We start from the raw sequence: 17,834 nt of genomic DNA on the forward strand, positions 1-17,834 counted from the left end.
CGACCTAGCGTGCCCGCATGTTCACTCGAATCACGTCTCTCTCCCGCCGCCTACGCCGCGGGGTCCTCGCCCATCGACGCCTGCTGGCGTTCCTGCTGACCGCCTCGGCGGTCGCCATCGGGTTCTCGGCCACCCGGCCGGACCCACCCGACACGTCCACGATGGCGGTCGCCTCCCGAGATCTTCCGGTCGGCACGGTCCTCACCGCTGCCGACCTGACCGAGATCGAGACCGACCCCGCCAGCCTGCCGGCCGACCTCGCCGAGGCGCCGCTCGGTGAGCGCCTGGCGGCCCCGCTGCGGCGGGGTGAGCCCGTCACCGACGTACGTCTCGTGGGGCCGGAGCTGACCGAGGGACACCCAGACCTGGTGGCCGTCCCGGTCCGGCTCCCCGACGCCGAGATGGCCGGCCTGCTCCATGTCGGCGACACCGTGGACCTCTACGCCACCGACCCCGCCACCGCCGAGACCGCACGGGTCACCACCGACACGCTGATCCTCAGCCTCCCTCAGGCCACTGACCCGACCCGCGATGATTCTTCCGCACAAGGAAAGACCGAGGGGTTTGGCGTCACGAACACTTCGGCGGGGCGTCTGGTCATCGTCGGAGTCGCCGCGAACAGCGTCGAGGACGTCACATCTGCGGGAGTGGGTGGCTATCTCACCTTCGCGTACTGACGGCCTACGCGCGCCATATCCGGGGTCTCCTTCACCTCACACAATGAGCACAGGAGAAAGCAAGACATGGACGGTTTCAAGAAGTTCCTGCTCCAGGGCGATCTGATCAAACTCGCGGTCGCCTTCATCATGGGTGGCGCGTTCGCCACGGTCGTGACCGCGACGGTTGACATCATCATGGACCTGCTCGGCAAGCTCGGCGGCACGCCGGACTTCTCGAACTACGAACCGGGCGGCATCAGCATCGGCGCATGGCTGACCGCCGTGATCGCCTTCCTCATCATGGCCTCGGTCGTCTACTTCATGATCGTGAAGCCCTACACGGCCGCCAAGGAGCGCTACTTCCCGGACCCCGACCCGGGCGAGACCGAGATCGACATCCTCAAGCAGATCCGCGACAGCATCGCCGTTCGCTGACGCGTTCGCGCCAGAACGGATCGCCTCGGGCTCCGCTTCGGCAGGTGCCGTCTCACCCACCGTGGTGAGGCGGCACCTGCGATTTCAGCCATCGGTCCGACGCCGACTCCTCCGACTCGGTCGACGACTCCCGCTCGTCCTGGGTCGTCTCGGGGAGTACGTCACCGAAGATCCGCGCCAGCCGCTGCTTGCGCTTCCACTCCGGCTCCTTGGGCTCCTCCGGCCCTTCCGCCTCGGACGCGGTGTTCTCATCCATCAGCAGAGACCCGCGCGCTCGCGCTCAGCCTTCGCCTGCTCGGCGATCTCGGCAAGCTCTTCCTCGGTCGCCCCGCTGCTGGCGTTGCCCGACGCGTTATCCGAGGAGTCGGCCGAAGGCGCATCTTCGGAGGGCTCTGAACCGGCGGTCTCGCCGTCGGTTCCCTTATCCGAGTCGTCGGACTTCTTCTTGCCCTTGTCGCCCGCGGCCTGCCCTGCGTCCAACGACCCGGCCGCGATCTTCTTGGTCAGCGGCTTGTCGTTGGCGATTGCCTTCCAGACGTTCTTGGCCTTCTCGTCATCGAGGACGACTCGATTCTCGTTCTGCGGGTCCGTCGCCACCGGGATGGTCAGGAACTTGATGTTCTCCATACCGATGCTCTGGAAGCCGGCACCGATCTTGGCCATCGTGTCGAGGTTGTCCTTGAGGCTCTCGTCCATCGTCAGCCCCTTGGTGGCTGCATTCAGGAAGCCGAGAACCTTGGTCGGGCTCGACAACGTGTCACCGGAGAGCAGCTTCGCCGCCATCGAGCCGATGAACGCCTGCTGGCGCTTCGCGCGCAACAGGTCGCTCCCGTCACCGAAGACGTGGCGCATGCGGACGTACTGGAGCGCTTGTTTGCCGTTCAGCGTCTGAGGGCCGGCCTTGAACTTCGCACCCGTATAGCTGTCCTCCACAGCCTCCGGGAGGCACACGTCGACGCCGTCGATGGCATCGACCATGCCCTTGAAGCTTCCGAAGTCGACGACGACCAGATGGTTGATGGTGATGTCGCACTTCTCGCCGCACATCTCGGCAGCGACTGCCTCCACCTGCTCGACGGTGCAGGTCGGACCGGCGGTGGCGTACGCCGCGTTCCACTGCACATAGTCAGCAGGAGCGGTCTTCCCGTCCTCCGTCTTGCACGAAGGTCTGTTGACCATCGTGTCGCGCGGGATGGAGACGCCGTAGGCGAACTTACGGTTGGCGGACAGGTGCAGCAGGATGGTGGTGTCCGAACCGCCACCACTCTCGCCGTCCAGCCCACATCCCTTGCAGTCGCGGCTGTCCGAGCCCATCACGAGGATGTTGATCGGTTCCTTCGGCCCGACGTCAGCGGCCTTCTCACCGAGGCTCACGGTGCTGATGTTCGACCGCAGGCTGCGGTAGGTGTAGACCGTGAACAGACCGACGATCAGCGCCAGCACGAGCAGGGTCGAGCTGAGCACCTGCCAGACGCTGATCCGCGGCTTGTCGCGGTCCTCGCGCTCGTCGCCCGGGTAAGGGGCGTACGAATCGTCATAGCCACCCTGGGACGGATAGTCGTCATAGGGCTCGTCGTCGTAACCCGAGGCGTATGCGGCACCGTGCCGTCCCGCGGGCGGGTAGGCCTCGTGACGAGCCTCGTGCAGCTCATCGCGTGAGGACGTACGTCCACGAGGCCGGTCGGCGGGGGCAGGGGCGTTCCAGTCGAACTCGCGGGCAGCCGGCGGGGCGAGCTGCTGGTCGGGAGCCGTGGGCGCGGAAGGAGCAGGCTGAGGATCCTGGCGATACCACTCCGGCACGGGCGCGACAGCGGTCTCCTCGACGGAGGGCACGGGCGCCGGCGGCGGGGGTACGTGACGCGCGGGGCGCGCTGTCTCTCGCAGGGCCGGAGCGACAGCGGTCACGTCCGGGTCGCCCCACTCCTGAGGTGACGGCGGGGCAGGCGTCGACGACGCACCCGAGCCCCCTCGGCCCATCGCCTGATAGCGCTCGGCCCGGGTCAGCTCCCGCCGCGCCGGTTCGACGCGGAGCGGCTCGACACGTGGCGGCTCGGCGACGGAATGATCGACCGGAGCCGGCTCCTGACGAACCGGACGCGCAGCACGGCGACCACCGCCCGCTGGTCCCGGCCCCGGACCCGGAGGCGGCGGCGACACGAACTCGGACTGCGGACGCGCGGCCCGCCGTCCACCACCGGGCTCCGCCGACGGCTGGTCTGTCGGTACGTCAGCCGCCCGAGCACCACGGCCCGAACGGGTCCCCCCGGACTCGTTGCCGGCAGCCTCGTCGGCGCCGTACATCCACTCGAATCCGGACACGCCCGAGCCAGAATCCGCGCCCCCACGTCGGGGAGGCAGGGAGGGGTCAGGCATAGATCACCGTCACTCGTCGCTTGTCATCGGGGGGATTCGGGTTGAGTCGACGGTGACTCAACCTACGCGAGGGCCCCAAGTTTGGCCCCTGACCGCATCGAACCCCAAACCGTAGTATTACCCGCCACCATGGCAAGATATCCGCGAACGCCCCAGTAGCTCAGTGGATAGAGCAGCCGCCTCCTAAGCGAAAGGTCGCAAGTTCGACTCTTGCCTGGGGCACCAAGCACCACCCGCCACACCATCCCGGATCGGCCCGTTCAGGCCGCTGACCTGCGGATAGCCTCAGTGCAAGGAGCCGTCCGGCGCTCCGACTCTCCAGTCGAAGAACGGGACCTCGAGGCCGGCACGCGTCGGAGCGCAGAGGAACGGCCCCGCGCTCACCTCCTCGCGCGCCGCGAAGGGAAGCACGCGCACCAGCTGCCAGCTCGCATCCTCCCGGCGTGCCCGGATCGTCAGCGCGTCGTCCGACCAGCTCACCCGGAACGTCACCCGGGTGTCGCCCCATTCGGGAGCGGACGAGGCCGACCAGTCCGATCGAACGTCGGTGACCACCGCGCCGATCTGGGGAACGCCGTCGGCGAACTCGATACCGGCCTTGACCCAGTGCTCGTCCGAGGCGCGGACGAAGATCCCGGCCTGGTCGAACTGCTGTGAGAACGGCGTGCCGAACTCGACCTCCATGGCTGACCCAGGAGCGAACGGAGTGACCAACGCGTGCTCGGTGTCGTGCACGAAGCCGTACGCGGTGCGCCGCCACGCGTCGCTGCCCTCGACCGCGGTCGCGAGCAGGGCGCCTTCGGGCGTCACCCGGGCAGCGTCCGGCTCATGCGTCCAGCGGCCTGCCGACCAGTCGATGCGCTGATTCCCGGAGGAGTTCTGATTCACTCGAGCACCTTTCGCCCTGGCCGTCAGCCCCGGGAGGCCACCTCGAACCGGATCCCCGCAGCCTGGAGCCGATCGAGGAGCGCATCGCCCATGGCGACCGCCGTGGTCACCGACCCGGACGTCTCGGGGAGCTCGTCGAAGGCGAGGCACAGGGCCGACTCGGCGAGCATCTTCGAGGTCTCGGTGTAGCCGGGATCGCCTCCGGACACCTTCGTGTGGATCTTCCGGCCGCCGGTCTCGGCGACGAAGTCGACGGTGAACCACGACTTCTCGCGCCGACGCTCAGAGGGTCCGGTGCCCTGCTTGACCCGCTCCCCGAGCTTGGCCCGCAGCGGCGGCACCTGCATGGCGAGGGCGAGGCCACCGGCGCCGACCGCACCACCGACGGCGTACCGCAGCGTCTTGGTCCCGGCGTAGTGCGAGTAGGTGAAGGCGGGGCCGTACGCCTCCAGGGCTCGCCCGGAACGGGCGACGATGAACGGGTCGATGGTCGGCAGCGGCAGCAGCCAGTAGCCCAGTTCACGATCGCGACCCAACGACGGCTTCGCCGGTCGAGACGTACGTCCCTCCGGCCGCACCTCGAGCGCCCGGCGCTCGCGCGCCGCGGTCGCCATCTCCCGAGGGCGCGACATCTGCCCCAGCGCCGAGTGGAAGGTGCCGCCGGAGAAGGTCGCGTTGGTGCGTACGACGCCCTTCATCGTCATCGGCCCGGTGATCTCGCCACCGGCGGCGAGCTCGCGCACCGTGTAGTAGGCACCGAGGTCGTGCGGGATCGAGTCGAACCCGCAGGCGTGCACGATCCGGGCGCCGTTGGCGCGGGCGGTGGCGTCGTACATCACGAACATCCGGTCGACGAACTCAGGCTCTCCGGTGAGGTCGACGTAGTCGGCACCGGCCTCCGCGCAGGCCTTGACCAGCGGCTCACCGAACTCCAGGTAGGGCCCGACCGTGGTGATCACGACGCGCGCACGAGACGCCAGCGTGGCGAGCGAGGCCGCATCGTTCACGTCGGCCTGGATGAGCTCGACCTCGGCCCCGCCGAGCCCGTCGCGGACGGTCTCGAGACGCGACAGAGACCGGCCCGCGAGCGCCCACCGCAGCCCGTCGGGCGCGTGCGCGGCCAGATACTCGGCAACCAGACCGCCGGTGAACCCGGTCGCGCCGAACAGGACGATGTCGAGATCGCGAGAAGTCGTCATAGCCGCTACCTTTCCAGAAGCAACGAAATCCGAGACGGCACGGGCCTCTGAGTGATCAAATGTTGCATCAATAGGGATACTCTTGAGCGGTTTCTTTCGGCACCATCCCCAACGACGAGATGAGTGAGACGAGCCTGTGGGCGACGCGGTGATCAGCGTTCTGCTGGCCGACGGTCACGATGTCGTGCGTGTCGGCGTGCGTACGGTGCTGCAGCGCGAGGCGGACATCGAGGTCGTCGGCGAGGCCCGCACGGCCGCCGAGGCACGCCCGCTGATCGCGACGCTCCGTCCTGACGTACTCATCCTCGACGCCCATCTCCCCGACTCCTCCGGGGTCGCGCTGTGCCGCGAGGCGCTGGCGATGAAGAGCGACATCCGCTGCATGATCCTGGCCACCGACGCCGACGACGAGGTGATGAGCCAGGCGATCATGGCCGGCGCCGCCGGTTACGTGCTCAAGCAGATCGAGGCGACGAGCCTGGTCTCCGGCGTACGCCTCGTGGCCAGCGGCCACACCCTCTTCGACCCCGAGGCCGCCGCCAAGGTCGTGCACAACGTCGAGGAGCGCCGCCGGATGCACGAGGTGGTCGCCGAGCTGACCCCGCAGCAGCGGCGGATCCTGGTGCTGCTCGCCGAGGGCATCTCCAACCGGCAGATCGCCGACCGGCTGGTGCTCGCGGAGAAGACCGTCAAGAACCACATCACCGGCCTCCTCGCCAAGCTCGGCGTCAGCCACCGCACCCAGGCCGCGCTGATGGCGAGCCAGCTGCTCGAGGACGGCGTCGTGCCCCGCCCGGCGCCTCCGGGCGACAACGCCAGGCCGGCCAGGAGCCCAGGCGGCCCGAACGGCGGGCCGGTCCCCCCGCATCCTCGGGGCCAGGCTCCTTCCCAGGCACCCGGTCGTTCCCGGTAGACGCCTCGGCGATCCGAGTACCGTTGTCGGCATGTGCCGCAACATCCGCCCGCTCCACAACTTCGAGCCGCCAGCCACCAACGACGAGGTCACCGCTGCCGCCCTGCAGTTCGTACGCAAGGTGAGCGGCACCACCAAGCCTTCTGCCGCCAACCAGGAGGCCTTCGACCGCGCCGTCGCCGAGATCGCCCACATCACCCGGCATCTCCTCGACGACCTGGTCACCAACGCCCCGAAGAAGAACCGCGAGGTCGAGGCCGCCAAGCGCAAGGCTCGCGCCGAGGCCAGGTACGCCTGATGACGCTCGCCCCCGGGGCGACAACCAAAGAGACGTACGCAGCAGCCCTCGCCCTCCTCCAGGACCGGCGACTCGTGGTGCTGACCGGGGCCGGCGTCTCGACCGACTCGGGCATCCCTGACTACCGCAGCCCGGGCAGCCCCTCACGCCAGCCGATGACCTACCAGCAGTTCATCTCGGGCCCGCAGGAGCGGCAGCGCTACTGGGCACGCAGCCACCTCGGCTGGCGGCGGATGGGCAGCGCCGTGCCGAACGCCGGCCACCGGGCCGTGGCCGCGATCGACCCCGAGCTGCTGATCACCCAGAACGTCGACGGGCTGCACGAGCAGGCGGCGCCGGAGCTGGCCAGGAGCGGCCGGATCGTGACGCTGCACGGCCGGGTGGCCGACGTGATCTGTCTGTCCTGCCGCACGCTGAGCCCACGCCGCGAGCTCCAGGTGCGGATGGAGGCGCTCAACGCCGGCTGGGCCGAGGCGCACGCGGACGTCGAGAGCCGGCCCGACGGTGACGTCGCCCTCGAGGAGACGCAGGACTTCGTCGTACCCGACTGCGAGATCTGCGGCGGCATCCTCAAGCCCGACGTCGTCTTCTTCGGGGAGAACGTGCCCAAGGACCGGGTCAACCGGTGCATGGCTGCGGTCGACGCGCTCGCGGAGGAAGGTTCCGAGCTCCGCGGCGAGCGGCACGAGGGGAAGGGCGTGCTGCTCGTCGCGGGCTCGAGTCTGGCGGTGATGAGTGGCTACCGGTTCGTACGCCGGGCGGCCAAGGCCGGGATCCCGGTCGTCATCGTCAACCGTGGCGCCACCAGGGGTGACGGGGAGGCTACGTACAAGCTGGAGGTGGGGACCAGCGAGTTCCTCACCGCGCTGTCCTCACGCAGAGCGTGACTGGATCGGCAGGTCTGCCATGCGGCCGGCGGCCTCGTCGACCGACAGTCTGGCCCCGATGAAGAAGTGGTAGACCGGACCTTCGTCGATCAGCAGCACCTTGGCGCTGTGGAAGTCCCCACCGAGGTCGGTGAGCACGATCTCCTCGCCACGCTTGAGATGACGGGTCAGGCCGGTGTCGGTGTGGTGGACGGCGACTGGGCGGAACGTCTCATCCAGCTCGCGACCGCGAGCGGGCAGATGAACGACCTCCATAGAGCTCTCCCCTCCGGAGACCCCCGCAAGTCTCGACATGACAACTGCTGAAGCCCACATGGATCACTGGCCTCCAGCAGGCCCCGCACGTCAAACATAAGCATCGATGACGTAATCGGTCCAGAGTGATGTGCCGAATTCTGCCGACGTCGAGAGAATTTCACCCACGGTTACAAAAGTGGGTGCGAAGTTGCCACACCGATGCCGACTCGTGGAGTCGATCGGGAGTGAATCTGCCGGTCAGAGCGCCTTGACGAAGATATGGTCCGCGGCCTCGGGGATGATCTCCGCGGTCTCTCCACCGGAGCCGAGCATGACCCCGTCGGCGGTCGCCTTGATGGCGACGGTCTGGTCCGGCGTCGCGCCGACCCGGCGCAGAGCGCTCATCAGCGACTCGTCCTTCTGCATCTCCTCGGAGATGCGGCGCACCAGGACGGTGGCGCGCTCGGAGGTCGCCGCGGCCGTGAGTGATTGGACGCCGGCCATGAAGTCCTCGTCGGCGGGCTTGCCGCCGAGCTCGTCGAGACCGGGGATCGGGTTGCCGTAGGGCGACTCGGTCGGGTCGCCGAGCAGGTCGAGCAGTCGCTTCTCGACGGTGTCCGACATGACGTGCTCCCAGCGGCACGCCTCCTCGTGGACGAGCTCCCAGTCGAGGCCGATGACGTCGGTGAGCAGCCGCTCGGCGAGCCGGTGCTTGCGCATCACGCGGGTGGCCAGGCGAAGGCCCTCGTCGGTGAGCTGCAGGTGGCGATCGCCCTCGACGGTGAGCAGACCGTCGCGTTCCATCCGGGCGACGGTCTGGGAGACCGTGGGACCCGACTGGTGCAGGCGCTCGGCGATGCGGGCGCGCAGCGGAACGATTCCCTCTTCGACCAGCTCATAGATGGTGCGAAGGTACATCTCGGTGGTGTCGATGAGGTCGCTCACGCGGCCACCTCCGTAGCGCAAGCGCCAGTATGCGGACGCGGCCGCGTGTTGTTTCGATGGTTCACTCGCATGCGCTCGCTCACGGGTTAATCCTACATCCTTGAATCAGTCAAAAAAACCGAACCCAGCAGGGTGTGTCCCGGACGACGTCGGCCTGCAGGAGAGATCAGCACGCGTGATCCCCTAGGAGCCCTGGCGTTCTAGGGCTTCGTTGTATCTGGACAGCATAGCGCTGAGTCGGTCGATGTCGTCGGGACTCCAGTCGGCCAGCCGGTCGCTGAAGCGTACGCGGCGCTCCCGGGCCACGCGGTCGAGCCCTTCGCGCGCCTCGGCGGTCAGCGAGACCAGGCTGGCGCGGCCGTCCTCGGGATCGGGATGGCGCTCGAGCAGGCCGAGGTCGACGATCGTCTGCACCATCCGGCTGACGGCACCCTTGTCGATGCCGAGCCCGTCGACGAGAGCGGAGGCACGCAGCGGACCGTGCTCGGCGACCCAGGTCAGCACCATGTAGCCACCCGGCGGCAGGTCGGGGTGCAGCATCCGGCCACGGATGCGCATCGCCCGCTTCGCCCGTCGCATGAGCACCCCGACCTCGGCCTCGAGCCGGATCAGCGACTCCACCCGCGGGGCATCGATCTCGTCGCCCACAGCGGGCTCGTCAGTCATCTCCGAACAGCTCCCTCGGCTTCGGCCTCGGCCTCGGCGAGGGCCTTCTCGTCGGGGAGATCCTCGACGGTCGTCTTGAGCGGGACCTCCCTGATGCCCACGATAGCGACCAGCGCGAGCAGGGCACACGGGATGGCCACCAGGAAGAGGTCGGCGGTGGCGACGGCGAAGGCGTGCTCGTAGAGGGCCTGCATCGCGCTGGGCATGCTCGCCGGGTCGGCGAGCCCGCCGCTCTGCAGGCTCCGGAGCTCCTCGGGGGTGACCTTCCCGCTGGCGACCAGCTCGGGGATGCCGTCGGTGATGACGTCCTCGACCCGGTGGGACAGCACGGCACCGAGCGCGGCGATGCCCATCGAGCCACCCATCGACCGGAAGAAGGCGACCACCGAGGAGCCGGCACCCATGTCCTTGGTGTCGAGGTTGTTCTGCACCGCGAGCACCAGGTTCTGGTTGGTCGCACCGACACCGAGGCCGACGACGGCCATGAAGGCACCGACCAGGGCGAGGTTGGTGTGCTCGTCGATGGTGCTGAGCAGGTAGAGCCCGATCGGCAGCATGACGCCGCCGAAGAGCAGGTAGCGCTTCCAGCGACCGGTGGCGCTGATCAGGCGTCCGGTGACCATGCCGGCCACGGAGAGCCCGAGCACCATGCAGATCGACATCAGGCCGGCGTGGGTCGGCGTCATCCCGCGGGCGGTCTGGAAGTACTGCTGCAAGTAGACCGTCGCACCGAACATTCCCGCACCCACGAAGAACGAGGCGACCGTGGAGAGCACCATGGTGCGGTCGCGGAAGAGCCGCAGCGGGATGATCGGCTCCTTGGCGAACCTGCCCTCGACCAGGATCGCGACGGCGAGCACGACGAGGCTGCCTGCGACCAGGGCGTACGACATCAGCGAGGCCCACTCGAAGGACTCACCACCCAGCGTCACCCAGATCAGCAGCATCGAGACACCGGCGACCAGCAGGAACGCACCGAGGTAGTCGATGCTGACCTCGCGGCGTACGTGCGGGAGGTGCAGGGTCTTCTGCAGCAGGATGAACGCGACCACTGCGAACGGGACGCCGACGTAGAAGACGCCGGGCCAGCCGACCGGGGAGTCGACGATCACGCCGCCCACGAGCGGGCCGATGACCGTGGCCAGCGCGAAGACCGCACCGATGTAGCCGGAGTAGCGGCCGCGCTCACGCGGGGAGACGATCATCGCGATGATCACCTGGATCAGCGCGACGATGCCGCCCATACCGAGGCCGGCGATGACCCGGCCGGTGATGATCACCGGCATCGAGGGAGCCAGGCCACAGATCGCCGAGCCGACGATGAACAGGCCGAGGGCGACCTGCACCAGGACCTTCTTGTTGTAGAGATCGGCGAGCTTGCCCCAGATCGGCGTCGTCGCGGTCATCGCCAGCATGCTCGAGACGACGATCCAGGTGTAGCCGCCCTGGGTGCCGCCGAGGTCGGTGACGATCCGCGGCAGGGCGTTGGCGACCGACGTGCTGGACAGCATGGCGACGAAGAGCGCCATCAGGAGACCTGAGAGGACCTCCATGATCTGGCGGTGGCTCATCTCCGGCGCGGCGATGGCCTGCGAAGACTGCTGGGACTCTGACAAGTGCGGGCTCGACTCTCACGAGGAACTGGTTGAATATCGGCAACCAATATACGTGGGTTTAGTTGCTAAACGCAACTTGTCGTCGGCCGCGTCCGCGCGCGACCGTGCCCTCCGAAAACGGGACGACCCGCAGGCGGGCCAGGTGGCCGACCCGGTGGATGAGTCCGGTACGCCTGCGGGTCGGGTGGCTGCCGTTGGATTGCCAGCTCCCCATCCATGGTTGGAGGGCTGCTAGCGAGCAGCCACCTCACGCATCCAATCGTTCTTCATCTGATCGGATCACCTCCTTTCCCGTGTGCCTCAACGGTAGGCGTCGAGGCGGACCGGGTTCAAAGGGTTTATTTTCACGCGGTCGCGGGCTCCTCCTCCACGATCGGGTGGCTGAACTGCGACTGGTAGAGCTCGGCGTACGCCCCGCCTGCCTCGAGCAGCTCGGCATGGTCACCCTGCTCGACGATCGCGCCGTCACGCATGACCAGGATCAGGTCGGCGTCGCGGATCGTGGAGAGCCGGTGGGCGATCACGAAGGACGTACGGTCCGAGCGCAGCGCCGCCATGGCGTGCTGCAGGAGCAGCTCGGTGCGGGTGTCGACCGAGGAGGTCGCCTCGTCGAGGATCAGCAGCGACGGCTCGGCCAGGAAGGCCCGGGCGATCGTGACCAGCTGCCGCTCGCCCGCCGAGAGGTTGCCGCCCTGGTCGGTGATCAGGGTGTCGTAGCCGTCGGGGAGCGAGTGCACGAACCTGTCGACGTACGTCGCCCGGGCCGCCTCGAGGAGCTCCTCCTCGGTCGCGGACGGCCGGCCGTAGCGGATGTTGTCGCGGATCGTGCCTTCGAAGAGCCAGGTGTCCTGGAGCACCATGCCGGTGCGCCCCCGCAGGTCCGCGCGGGGCATCGAGGCGATGTCGACGCCGTCGAGGGTGATCCGGCCGGCATCGAGCTCGTAGAACCTCATGATCAGGTTGACCAGCGTGGTCTTGCCGGCTCCGGTGGGGCCGACGATCGCGACGGTCTGCCCGGGGCGGGCAACCAGTGACAGGTCCTCGATGAGCGGCCTGTCCTTGTCATAGGCGAACGAGACGTGCTCGAAGCGGACCTCGCCTGCACCGGACGACCCGTCACGGGCCGCCCCGACATCGGGCGACTGGTCCTGGGCGTCGAGCAGCTCGAAGACGCGCTCGGCCGAGGCGACGCCCGACTGGAGCAGGTTCATCATCGAGGCGAGGGTGGTGATGGGCTGGGTGAACTGGCGCGAGTACTGGATGAAGGCCTGCAGCTCGCCGAGGCTCAGCGCGCCGCTGGCGACCCGGAGCGACCCGACCACGCAGACCACCACGAACATCAGGTTGCCCACGAACATCATCAGCGGCATCAGGATCCCGCTGATGAACTGGGCCTTGAAGGCCGCGTCGAAGAGCTTGTCGTTCTCCTCGGCGAAGGTCTTCTCGACGTCCTCCTGACGGCCGAAGACCTTGACCAGGTCGTGGCCCGAGAAGGTCTCCTCGATGTGGCCGTTGAGCTTGCCGGTGCTGCGCCACTGGGCCACGAACTGGCCCTGCGACCGCTTCATCACCGCGCCGGTCACGACCAGCGAGACCGGCACCGCGAGCAGCGCGATCAGGGCCAGCACCGGGCTGATCCAGAACATCATGAACAGCACCGTGACCAGCGTGAACAGCGCTGTCAGGACCTGGCTGAAGGTCTGCTGCAGCGTCTGGCTGATGTTGTCGATGTCGTTGGTGACCCGGCTGAGCAGCTCGCCTCGCGGCTGCTTGTCGAAGTAGGACAGCGGGACGCTGTGCACCTTCTTCTCGACGTCCTCACGCAGTCCCTTCACGGTGCCCTGGACGACCGAGTTGAGGATCCAGCCCTGCGCGAAGGAGAGCATCGAGGCGACCAGGTAGACGATGAGCACGATCATCAACGCGTTGCGCAGGGCGTCGAAGTCGACGCCGTGGCCGGGGTTGACGTAGTCCATCCCGGAGAGCATGTCGGCGAGCTTGTCGTCGCCCTGGGCGCGCAGGCCCTCGACCGCCTCCTCCTGGGTCACCCCGGCCGGCAGCTCGCGGGAGAAGATGCCACCGAAGATGATGTTGGTCGCCTTGCCCAGCAGCCACGGACCCAGCGACATCAGCGTCACGCTGATCGCAGCCAGGACGATCGTCGCGAAGGCGTGGACCTTGTAGGGCGCCATCCTTCTCAGGAGGCGCTTCGCCGAGGGGACGAAGTTCATCGCCTTGTCCCCCACCGCGCCGCCGGCGCCCATCGGTCCGGGGCCGCCCTGGGGACGTACGATCCGCTCGGTCTTCTTCATCTGGCCGTTCTGGCCGGGCTGACTGGTTGTGGGGTCGCTCATGCGGCGGCCTCCTCTGCACTGAGCTGGGAGGAGACGATCTCCTGGTAGGTGGCGTTGCCGGCGAGCAGCTCCTCGTGGGTGCCCTCGCCGACGAGGGCGCCGTCCTCGAGCACGAGGATCTTGTCGGCGTCGCGGATGGTGGAGACGCGCTGGGCGACCACGATCACCGTGGCGTTGCGGGTCTCAGGCGCGAGCGCCGCCCGGAGCCGGGCGTCGGTGGCGACGTCGAGCGCCGAGAAGGAGTCGTCGAAGAGGTAGATGTCAGGACGACGTACGAGCGCACGGGCGATGGCCAGGCGCTGCCGCTGACCGCCGGAGACGTTGGTGCCGCCCTGGTCGATCTCGGCGTCCAGACCGGTGCCGCCCTCGGGCGCCATCCGCTCCACGAAGTCGCGTGCCTGAGCGACCTCGAGCGCGTGCCAGAGCTCCTCGTCGGTGGCGTCCGGCTTGCCGTGGAGCAGGTTGGACCGGACGGTGCCGGTGAACAGGAAGGCCTTCTGCGGCACCAGCCCGAGGGAGCTGCGCAGGGTGGCCGGGTCGAGGTCGCGTACGTCGATCCCACCCACCCGGACGACGCCGGCGGTCGCGTCGAAGAGCCGTGGGACGAGGCCCAGCAGGGTCGTCTTGCCGGCGCCGGTGGAGCCGATGATCGCGACGGTCTGCCCGGGCCGGGCCTCGAAGGTGAGGTCGTGGAGGACGGGGTGGTCGGCGCCGGGGTAGGTGAAGCCGGCTCCGACCAGGTCGACGTGGCCGCGACGGGAGATCTCGGTGATGCCGGCGCTCGGCGGGGTCACCGACGTCTCGGTGTCGAGGACCTCGGCGATCCGGTCGGCGCAGACGGCCGCGCGCGGCACCTGCATGAGCATGAAGGTGCCCATCATGATCGACATCAGGATCTGCATCAGGTACTGCAGGAAGGCGGTCAGCGGACCGACCTGCATCACCCCGTTGTCGACCCGGATGCCGCCGAACCAGATCACCGCGACGCTGGCGACGTTGATGACCAGCATCATCAGCGGGAACATCGTCGACATCCAGCGCCCGGCCCGCAGCGCGACGTCGGTGAGCTCGTCGTTGGCCTTCGCGAAGCGCTCGGTCTCCTGGCGCTCGCGCACGAACGCTCGGATCACCCGGATGCCGGTGATCTGCTCGCGCAGGATGCGGTTGACCGCGTCGATGCGCTCCTGCACCTTGCGGAAGTTGGGGACCATGCCGCGCACGACCACGGCCATGGAGAGGAGCAGCACCGGAATGACGACCGCGAGCAGCCAGGCGAGGCCGGCGTCCTCCCGGATGGCCATCACGACACCGCCGACCATCATCATCGGCACCATCACCGCGAGCGTGCAGGTCAGCACGGCGAGCATCTGGACCTGCTGGACGTCGTTGGTCGTCCGGGTGATCAGCGAGGGAGCGCCGAAGCGGCCGACCTCGCGGGCACTGAAGGAGCCGACCTTCGCGAAGATCGCCGCGCGCAGGTCGCGACCGAAGCTCATCGAGCTGCGTGCGGCGAAGTAGACGCTGGCGATCGAGCACAGGATCTGCACCAGGGCCACGCCGAGCATGATCGCGCCGATGCGCATGATGTAGCCGGTGTCGCCTTCGGCCACGCCCTGGTCGATGATGTCGGCGTTGAGGCTGGGCAGCAGCATGAAGGCCGAGGTCGACAAGAGCTGCAGGATCGCGATGACGACCAGGAATCTCTTGTACGGGAGCAGGTAGTCCCGCAGCAGTCGGAGAAGCATTCAGGGGGTCTCTCTGGTCAGGATGCCTCCGAGCAGCACGTCGATGACGTCCTCGCTGCTCAGTGGCTGGTTCGTTCGGTTCAGACCGGGGAGCCAGGCCCCGATCGTGAGGCTGCGCAGCACCAGCGCGGCCTTGCGCGGCGGCAGCCGCAGCTCGTTCGCGTGCGGCTCGAAGACGAGCCGCGTCAGGTTGTCGATGAGGGCCTTGTTGGCCTCGATGAGGAACTTCGGCGGACCGTGCGGATGACGTACGCCCTCGGGGTCCGCCTCCTCCATCACGGCCGAGCGCACGGCCATCATCACGAGGACACCGCGCTGCGAGCCGGCGGCCAGCAGGTCGATCACGGCTCGGAGCTTGTCCTCGATGTCGGCCTTGTCCTCGACGACGTCCGCCATGGACTCCCCGGTCCTGTCGGGGTCGAAGACGTTCTCCGCCACGGCCCGGTAGAGCTCCCGCTTGTCGCGGAAGTGCCGGAAGATCGTGCCCTCGGCGACGCCAGCCGCCTCGGCGATGAGCCGGGTGGTGGTCGCCGTGCCGTGCTCGATCAGCAGCGTCTCGGTCGCCGCGATGATCGCTGCGCGCCGGTCGGCTGCGGGAATCGGCTTCGCCCGCGTACGTCGTTCGTCCACGTCTTCGAGAGTAAGTGAGTGAGCACTCACTCACAACCCAATTATTGGGTGAACGGTGGATGTCCAAACCCTGTCCGAGCGGATGCTGACTAAGGCATGCTGGGCCCACTGTCGGGCCGACAAGGGCCATGACAGCGGTGATCGATGATCTCGACCACCGAATCCGGAATGGAGACAGCATGCGTAGGTTGTTGACAGGCGCGACCGCGGTCGCGCTGGGGGTCACCGGCGCCCTCGTCATGGCGAACTCGGGAACCGCCACCTCCGACAAGGAGGTCCGCTATGTCGTGGCATATGCCGAGGGATCCTCGGCCGCCACTGCCCGTGCCGCGGTGAAGGCCGCCGGGGGCGAGATCGTCTCGGAGAACAGCGCCATCGGTGTCGCGACGGTGACCGCAGGCGAGGACTTCGCCGAGGCGGCCAACGCCTCGGGCGCCCTCGTCGGCGCGGCCCAGGACAGGATCGTGGGCGCCAACACCCCCGACGGGGCGAGCAACGCCCGCAAGCAGGAGGTGTCGAAGGTCGAGACCGAGATCCGCGGCGGCAAGGGCACCGCGCCCAAGACGCCGAAGCCCAAGGGCCCCGGGGAGCCGCTCTCCGGCCTGCAGTGGGACATGAAGCAGATCCACGCCGCGGACGCCAACAAGACCGAGCGCGGCAAGGGTGTCCGCGTCGGCATCCTGGACACCGGTGTCGACGGGTCGCACCCCGACATCGCACCCAACTTCGACGCGAACCTGAGCCGCAACTTCACGACCGACATCCCGGTCGACGCCAACGGCGCCAACGTCGACGGCCCGTGTGAGGACGAGCCCGACGCCTCCTGCGAGGACGCGGCCGACGTCGATGAGAACGGCCACGGCACCCACGTCGCCTCGACCATCGCCTCGCCGGTCAACGGCGTCGGCATCACGGGCGTCGCCCCGGAGGCCGACATCGTCAACCTCCGCGCCGGCCAGGACTCCGGCTACTTCTTCCTGCAGCCCTCGGTCGACGCGCTCACCTACGCCGGCCGCAACGGCATCGACGTGGTCAACATGAGCTACTACGTCGACCCGTGGCTGTTCAACTGCACCAACCACCCGGCCGACTCCGCCGCAGACCAGGCCGAGCAGGTCACGATCATCACCGCGATGCAGCGTGCCCTCGACTACGCCCGCGCCCGCGGCGTCACCCTGATCGCGGCCGCCGGCAACCAGGCGATCGACTACACCAAACCGCAGACCGACGCGAGCAGCCCCGACTACGCCAGCGAGCCCGGCGAGGCCGCCTACGTCCGTGACCTGCTCGACCCGGAGTCGTGCGTCTCGATGCCCACCGAGGGCAACGGGGTCATCGCGGTCAGCGCCACCGGCCCGTCCGAGCGCAAGTCCTACTACTCCAGCTACGGCAACGGCTTCGTCGACGTCGCGGCGCCTGGTGGCGATGGGTACGACACCGCCGACGGCAAGCGCGACTTCGCCGCCAACATCCTGGCCGCCTACCCCTACGACCTGGCCGTGGCCGACGGCGCGATCGACCCGGCGACGGGCGAGGTCGTGGTCCCGTGGGCCGTCGCGGACTGCTCCAGCGGCGAGTGCTCCTACTACCAGTACCTGCAGGGCACCTCGATGGCCTCCCCGCACGCCGCTGGTGTGGCCGCGCTGATCGTCGGCGAGTACGGCAGCCGCGACCGCTCCGGCAAGACCCTCTCGCCCGCCAAGGTCGAGAAGATCCTGCTCAAGTCGGCCACCGACAAGGCCTGCCCGGTCCCGGCGGACTTCACCTATGTCCGCCACCTGCCCGACGGCTCGACGCGGACCAGCACGCACACCTGTGAGGGTGGCGACGCGCCGAACGGCTTCTACGGCAGCGGCATCGTCAACGCCGAGGCGGCGGTCAGTCGCTGAGTCACATCAGCCCCAGGAATACCCGGTTGACCGGGTATTCCTGGGCTTGACGGGCACTGAAACACCCAACAAGTCCAGGTTTCCCCGGTCAACCGGGGAA

The 17,834-nt window shown here is 68.3% G+C and carries 17 protein-coding genes and 1 tRNA gene; 7 read left to right on the forward strand and 11 right to left on the reverse strand.

Translation table 11 applies throughout. From position 1 onward, the window contains the following. The first annotated feature begins 17 nt into the window (after window positions 1-17). Window positions 18-677 carry an SAF domain-containing protein gene (locus OG984_RS17660; protein WP_328527538.1) on the forward strand — a complete coding sequence of 220 codons (660 nt, stop codon included), beginning with the start codon at window positions 18-20 and terminating at the stop codon, window positions 675-677. A 66-nt stretch (window positions 678-743) separates the two neighbouring features. Further along, on the forward strand, window positions 744-1,094 hold the full coding sequence (locus OG984_RS17665) for an MscL family protein (RefSeq protein WP_328527539.1): 351 nt from the start codon (window positions 744-746) through the stop codon (window positions 1,092-1,094). A gap of 52 nt (window positions 1,095-1,146) precedes the next feature. Here the strand turns inward: OG984_RS17665 and OG984_RS17670 are convergent, their stop codons facing one another. After that, window positions 1,147-1,350 (reverse strand): hypothetical protein, encoded by a 204-nt coding sequence (locus OG984_RS17670; protein WP_328527540.1) that lies wholly within the window; start codon window positions 1,348-1,350, stop codon window positions 1,147-1,149. Continuing rightward, window positions 1,350-3,413: an LCP family glycopolymer transferase gene (locus OG984_RS17675; RefSeq protein WP_328527541.1), complete on the reverse strand. Its 2,064-nt coding sequence runs from the start codon at window positions 3,411-3,413 to the stop codon at window positions 1,350-1,352. The genes OG984_RS17670 and OG984_RS17675 overlap by 1 nt, the downstream gene beginning before the upstream one ends. A 203-nt stretch (window positions 3,414-3,616) precedes the next feature. Here OG984_RS17675 and OG984_RS17680 point away from each other — a divergent pair. Further along, a tRNA-Arg gene (locus tag OG984_RS17680) sits at window positions 3,617-3,692 on the forward strand. Between the two features lie 60 nt (window positions 3,693-3,752). Here the strand turns inward: OG984_RS17680 and OG984_RS17685 are convergent. Further along, complete coding sequence (locus OG984_RS17685; protein WP_328527542.1) at window positions 3,753-4,355, reverse strand: DUF1349 domain-containing protein; 603 nt, start codon at window positions 4,353-4,355, stop codon at window positions 3,753-3,755. Window positions 4,356-4,378: 23 nt separating this feature from the next. Further along, a complete protein-coding gene (locus OG984_RS17690) occupies window positions 4,379-5,554 on the reverse strand; it encodes a saccharopine dehydrogenase family protein (RefSeq protein ID WP_328527543.1) in 1,176 nt (391 codons plus the stop codon). Between the two features lie 148 nt (window positions 5,555-5,702). Here OG984_RS17690 and OG984_RS17695 point away from each other — a divergent pair, with 148 nt between their 5' ends. From OG984_RS17695 to OG984_RS17705, 3 genes are read left to right on the forward strand one after another with little or no spacing between them, the layout of a single operon-like run. Continuing rightward, complete coding sequence (locus tag OG984_RS17695; RefSeq protein ID WP_328527544.1) at window positions 5,703-6,467, forward strand: response regulator transcription factor; 765 nt, start codon at window positions 5,703-5,705, stop codon at window positions 6,465-6,467. 31 nt (window positions 6,468-6,498) lie between these two features. Next, entirely contained in the window at window positions 6,499-6,765 is a 267-nt protein-coding gene (locus tag OG984_RS17700) for a DUF2277 domain-containing protein (protein WP_328527545.1), read from the forward strand. After that, window positions 6,765-7,652 (forward strand): Sir2 family NAD-dependent protein deacetylase, encoded by an 888-nt coding sequence (locus tag OG984_RS17705; protein WP_328527546.1) that lies wholly within the window; start codon window positions 6,765-6,767, stop codon window positions 7,650-7,652. Before OG984_RS17700 ends, OG984_RS17705 begins: the two co-directional genes overlap by 1 nt. On the opposite strand, the gene OG984_RS17710 is transcribed toward OG984_RS17705, so the two are convergent. From OG984_RS17710 to OG984_RS17740, 7 genes are all read right to left on the reverse strand, one after another. Next, window positions 7,638-7,907, reverse strand: coding sequence for a hypothetical protein (locus OG984_RS17710; protein ID WP_328527547.1), 270 nt, complete (start codon window positions 7,905-7,907; stop codon window positions 7,638-7,640). The two genes, OG984_RS17705 and OG984_RS17710, sit on opposite strands and share 15 nt — an antisense overlap. A 240-nt stretch (window positions 7,908-8,147) precedes the next feature. Next, complete coding sequence (locus OG984_RS17715) at window positions 8,148-8,834, reverse strand: metal-dependent transcriptional regulator (RefSeq protein ID WP_091042654.1); 687 nt, start codon at window positions 8,832-8,834, stop codon at window positions 8,148-8,150. A gap of 183 nt (window positions 8,835-9,017) precedes the next feature. Beyond that, a complete protein-coding gene (locus OG984_RS17720; RefSeq protein ID WP_328527548.1) occupies window positions 9,018-9,500 on the reverse strand; it encodes a MarR family winged helix-turn-helix transcriptional regulator in 483 nt (160 codons plus the stop codon). Next, window positions 9,497-11,116 (reverse strand): MDR family MFS transporter, encoded by a 1,620-nt coding sequence (locus tag OG984_RS17725; protein ID WP_328527549.1) that lies wholly within the window; start codon window positions 11,114-11,116, stop codon window positions 9,497-9,499. The genes OG984_RS17720 and OG984_RS17725 overlap by 4 nt, the downstream gene beginning before the upstream one ends. A gap of 344 nt (window positions 11,117-11,460) precedes the next feature. After that, complete coding sequence (locus OG984_RS17730) at window positions 11,461-13,470, reverse strand: ABC transporter ATP-binding protein (RefSeq protein ID WP_328527550.1); 2,010 nt, start codon at window positions 13,468-13,470, stop codon at window positions 11,461-11,463. Further along, window positions 13,467-15,215 carry an ABC transporter ATP-binding protein gene (locus OG984_RS17735; protein WP_328527551.1) on the reverse strand — a complete coding sequence of 583 codons (1,749 nt, stop codon included), beginning with the start codon at window positions 15,213-15,215 and terminating at the stop codon, window positions 13,467-13,469. Before OG984_RS17735 ends, OG984_RS17730 begins: the two co-directional genes overlap by 4 nt. Beyond that, window positions 15,216-15,845 carry a helix-turn-helix domain-containing protein gene (locus OG984_RS17740; protein WP_328527552.1) on the reverse strand — a complete coding sequence of 210 codons (630 nt, stop codon included), beginning with the start codon at window positions 15,843-15,845 and terminating at the stop codon, window positions 15,216-15,218. A 179-nt stretch (window positions 15,846-16,024) separates the two neighbouring features. Between OG984_RS17740 and OG984_RS17745 the strand changes: the two genes are divergently transcribed. Next, on the forward strand, window positions 16,025-17,734 hold the full coding sequence (locus OG984_RS17745; protein WP_328527553.1) for a S8 family peptidase: 1,710 nt from the start codon (window positions 16,025-16,027) through the stop codon (window positions 17,732-17,734). The last annotated feature ends 100 nt before the right edge of the window (window positions 17,735-17,834 follow it).

This window comes from Nocardioides sp. NBC_00368 (assembly GCF_036090055.1).
Classification (GTDB): domain Bacteria; phylum Actinomycetota; class Actinomycetes; order Propionibacteriales; family Nocardioidaceae; genus Nocardioides.